Source organism: Microcystis sp. M53602_WE12 (assembly GCF_030065455.1).
Taxonomy (GTDB): domain Bacteria; phylum Cyanobacteriota; class Cyanobacteriia; order Cyanobacteriales; family Microcystaceae; genus Microcystis; species Microcystis aeruginosa.
In genome coordinates this window covers 1-4,947 of record NZ_JASJFB010000236.1, presented here as the reverse complement: position 1 = coordinate 4,947, position 4,947 = coordinate 1, and the positions used below count along the sequence as shown (strand labels likewise).

Annotated in this window: 3 protein-coding genes; 2 read left to right on the top strand and 1 reads right to left on the bottom strand. The window is 40.5% G+C overall.

All coding sequences use genetic code 11. The features are described 5' to 3' along the window. Window positions 1–370 precede the first annotated feature (370 nt). Window positions 371–2,605 carry a DNA methyltransferase gene (locus PX482_RS08640; RefSeq protein ID WP_288094048.1) on the bottom strand — a complete coding sequence of 745 codons (2,235 nt, stop codon included), beginning with the start codon at window positions 2,603–2,605 and terminating at the stop codon, window positions 371–373. 812 nt (window positions 2,606–3,417) lie between these two features. On the opposite strand from PX482_RS08640, the gene PX482_RS08635 reads away from it, so the two are divergent. Beyond that, entirely contained in the window at window positions 3,418–4,104 is a 687-nt protein-coding gene (locus PX482_RS08635; protein WP_002746650.1) for an ATP-dependent Clp protease proteolytic subunit, read from the top strand. A 35-nt stretch (window positions 4,105–4,139) separates the two neighbouring features. Then, window positions 4,140–4,739 (top strand): ATP-dependent Clp protease proteolytic subunit, encoded by a 600-nt coding sequence (locus tag PX482_RS08630; RefSeq protein ID WP_002734165.1) that lies wholly within the window; start codon window positions 4,140–4,142, stop codon window positions 4,737–4,739. Window positions 4,740–4,947 lie beyond the last annotated feature (208 nt).

Here is a 4,947-nt window from a genome sequence, read left to right as displayed (position 1 = left end):
TTGAAAAATTTTGCCTCAAACCCTGTCTGCGTAAGGATTTCAGGAGTTTGTACCCAGTAGTTTATTAGTATTACATTGCTTTAACTCAGGCTCTGTAAGACTTTGAGCCATAGCTAGTATATTTATACGGGGGAAGTTCAGGTATAATTTCGCAGTATGAAATGATGGGATGTTCTGTGCTTTTTTGGGTTTTTAGCTGTCTGGTGAGCCTGAAAACCCTTGCTAAATCTACACTCACCTATTCAGCAACAGCAACAACTGGCAGTTAAAGAGCCTTTTTTAAGCCAACCCGTTGATCAATTAATTGTGTAGTTTTGTTGCAAAGAGAAAGTTTTTTTGACAAAAAGAACAAAGTGTGCTGCCACTGGATTTAAAATAAACTCAATTGTCCTTCTTGTTTTAAGCGCCAGTTATCATCACCAACTCTCTGGGCAATATCTTCGAGGACGCTTAGAATCGTCTGATTTTCGGGAGTTGTGCCATTTTTTAACAGAGGTAATATATTAAAAACAATATCATCAAAACTAGAGCTTTTATTATCTCTTTCCATCCTTCTCAAATAGCTAATCAAATAGTATTTAATTCTCAATTTAACATCGATTTTTGACTTAAACTTACTGTCTTTTTTGATGGTATATAATTCAGTTTTTTCCTCATAATCAAAATTATCTAACAAAATTGGAGTCAAGTCTGAATACTCCTTGGCTAGTAAATCTAAAAACCCTAATTCCAAACCTTTAATAATCAATTCATCGTTAATTTGTTCTAGGGTTGCCCCATCATTTTTAGCAATAATTCCTTCAACAGTTTGCATGACAATCTCGGTTATATCCATGCCTAAGTTAGCTTTCATTACCGCTTTGGGAGTAGGAACTTTCCGAAAATTAATAATTAACTGTCCTGATAAAACTGTAAAGGGATTTTGCCGCTTTTTAAAGCTAGTTTGGCCATTTTTTTGTGGCACTGCTCCCACATATTCAAATCCGCAACTTTCTGCGGTATCTAAAATTAAATGCCAAAACTCAGGATCTTTGTGAGCAAAGACAAAGGATAACCATCGCTCAAATTTCAAAACTCGATACATTTCTCGAATACTTTGGGCAATTAATTGATTATATTCCTGTTTACTTTTTTGGATTGTTCCCCCTTCAATAGCTTCTAATTGATAGTCCTTTTCCGTCACTTCTAAATCTAACCAAGCATTCCACATTATTGATAAATCTAAGTAGGGAATTTTCTTTCCGTAGGGAGGATCGGTATAAATATAATCAACGCTTTCATTTTCAATAAAACTTAAGTCTGTCGCTGTTCCTTTAACAATTTTGGCATAGTTGATGGTGTTTTTATTAATAAAATACGTCATCTCCTTTTTAGCAGCAACTATCTTTTTAAATCTCAATTCAAAGTAAGTGAAAATATCAATTTCTACAGGTTGAGGTGCTATGCGATAACGGTAATATTGAAAAACTGAAGCATTTCCTTGTCCAGATGCAGGTCTTTGATTATTGTTATGATAAGTTAAATTAGCTTTAGTTAATAAGCCAGAAAACATTAACAATAAAGACTCCCTAATATTCTCGTTTAGTTCTTGTTTAATCAAATGTTTTAATAAACTTAGTCGAGCTAATTGTTTGTTACTAAATAACTGTTCAACAGTAGCCACATCAGAACCTTTAGGCAGTTTCAATCCTTCGGGATAGGGATAGGTATTGAGTGCCTTTGTTATTGCTTCTTTGGTTTGCGGTTCTCGCTCTTGGTAGGCTAATTTAACTCGTTCAAAAGCCTGACTTAAATCATCAAAATCAACGGGACTAATTAAAGAATTAACAAGAAAAATAGCCAGAGGGTTAATATCAATACTAATCGCTTTGCGGTTATTCATTAAAGCTTCAATTGCCGTCACTCCACTACCGCCAAAAGGATCAAGAATGACATCTCCCGGTTGACTAAAGTTTTTAATATATTCTGCCACCACATTCCATGCTTGTTTAGTAAAATATCCATGCACACCAAAATGTCTTTTAGCTGCTCTTTTTTTGACTTCAATTGGGTTTAATAAGGGACGACTTGAGTAGTCAAAAGTTTTGCGACTGATTGGGGAATGGCTTTGATAACTAAAACTTTTCCCCACTTGAAATCTATCTGGGGCTAAATACTGGGTCAACTCTTGCCAACTATAGGTAATTGCATCAAGAGAAAAATATAAGATAGGTGTACTGGTATCGAGGGTCTTAAATAAACTAAATTCTAGGCCATTACAAAGAGCAAAATAATTACTTCTGATTTCAGGATGACTCGCATAACTATAGACCTGTTCTACTGAATCACCTTCGTAGATATTTTCCGTTGGTTTTTTAGCCTCTAATACCCAAGCATAACTTTGATTAACTTTGAGAACATAGTCAGGAATTAAATTTATCGGACGTTTTTTACTGCCAACCTTTAAAAAGGGATGCCGTAGGGTTTTACTTCTTTCGATATTATCCTCTTGGTAGCCCAAACTTGTTAAAAGAGGTAAAATAATCACTTCTCTAACGCTGTCTTCCTTAAAGTTAGGGTTATTTTTAATTGCCTGAAAATCAATAGCAGAAAAAATATGATTCATGGGTTAGCATTGTTTGTGATAAGTAGGTAGGCGTTAAAAATTATCAGACACCCCCCTTATCAAGGGGGGATTAAAGGGGGGACTAAGGGGGGATCGGCACCCCCCTTATCAAGGGGGGATTAAGGGGGGATCGAACTTAAAATCCATTTTTAATTTAATTATAACCAGCTACTTAGTTTCGATAAATCTTCCTTACTCAGGGGAAAATCAGACCGATTAACTTTGAACACTTACCATTAACCCGCCGTGAAGTTGGGTAAGCTAAGACGCATCTTAACCGCCTATCCTTAGATGAGCTACATCTCCCTCAATCCTTTTACTGTTGCAAGAGTGCAAGAGTGCCTCATCTGAACAAGCAATTTAAATGCGCGGGCAGCTGATGACAGGATTTGACATTTGTTCTGGTGTTGCCCGTTCCGGCGGTTTCTCTAGATAAGGTGGATAGAGTATCTTTGACGATGCCTCAACAATATAAGTTAGACAGGCTTTCTAAAATATATCGTAATCGAGTAGAAGCCCGGTTTCAACCCGCTTCTAGTCATACCAAATCCGTTGATTATAGGCTACTTATAAGGACAGGCACTCGTGCAACAGGGAATAGGCAAAAGGGGGAATAAATAATCAGTTTTTAATAACCAGATTTAGGATCACCGATGAGAATTCCCATCTCTTGAGAACGGGGAGATGTCAATTTTCTAGCAGTCGATGAGAGATTCTTGGGGACGAACCTAGCTAAAAATACCCCCACGCAATCGGTCAACCCGATTACGTTAAAATCAAAAGCAGGATACTGTGTATGACGGAAAAACTCGATGAACTCAGTGATTAAAGCGGTACAAACTGCCTATTATGGGGATGCAGCCTATCGGACACCACCACCGGACTTAGAATCTCTCCTGCTCAAAGAGAGAATTGTCTATCTGGGGTTGCCCTTATTTTCCTCCGATGATGTCAAGCGCAATGTCGGGGTGGACGTGACGGAATTAATTATCGCCCAACTGCTCTACCTGCAATTTGACGATCCCGAAAAACCGATTTTCTTCTATATCAACTCTACCGGCACATCCTGGTACACGGGGGACGCGATCGGCTACGAAACCGAAGCTTTCGCCATCTGTGACACCCTCAACTACATTAAACCTCCCGTTCATACTATCTGTATCGGACAGGCCATGGGAACTGCCGCGATGATTCTTTCCGCAGGAACCAAGGGTTTTCGCGCCTCCTTACCCCACGCTACCATCGTTCTCAACCAAAACCGCACTGGGGCGCAAGGACAAGCCACCGATATCCAGATTCGCGCCAAAGAAGTAATCGCCAACAAACAGACGATGTTGGAAATTTTCTCGAAAAATACGGGTCAAACCACCGAAAAACTGGCGAAAGATATGGATCGCACCTTCTATCTCACCCCACAACAGGCGAAAGACTACGGATTAATCGATCGCGTTCTCGAAAGTCGCAAGGAACTACCGAAACCCCTCGCCCAAGTTAGTTAAGATTTATTACAAATTAGCAGGAGTTGTTACCAATTATGCCTATCGGTGTGCCAAAAGTTCCCTACCGTCTGCCTGGTAGCCAATACGAACAGTGGATTAGCATTTACAGCCGTCTTTCGGTGGAACGCATTCTTTTTCTGGGGCAGGAAGTCACCGACGGGTTAGCCAATGCCCTTGTGGCCCAAATGCTTTATCTCGACTCGGAAGACCCCACTAAACCCATCTATCTCTATATCAACTCGCCGGGGGGTTCCGTTACCGCCGGTATGGCCATCTACGACACCATGCAGTACATCAAAGCGGAAGTGGTGACTATTTGTGTGGGATTAGCGGCCTCTATGGGGGCATTTTTACTGGCTTCCGGTAGTCCGGGTAAGCGTCTCGCCCTTCCCCATGCGCGGATTATGATTCACCAACCCATGGGCGGAACCGGGCGCCGGCAAGCGACGGATATCGACATTGAAGCTAAGGAAATCCTGCGTATTCGCCAGCAATTAAACGAAATTATGGCTAATCGCACTGGACAAACCATCGAACGCATCGAAAAAGACACGGACCGCGATTATTTCCTCTCCGCCGAGGAAGCTGTCGCCTACGGTTTAATCGATAAGGTGGTGGAGGGAAGACCGGCTTAAGTCAGTCAGAGGTTAGAACAGGCGAGAAACCTGTTCTAACTGCCATTGGACAAACTTCCTTAGATGGTACCCACATTCCGCACCCTAAAGTGTCACATTGAAAATTTTATCTAAATCGTCAAAACGATTGCCGGCTCTGAATTACAGGCTAATTTGGTTGCCCAGCAGATGCACAATTAGCCCTAAAAATCTGATAACTCTGATACCA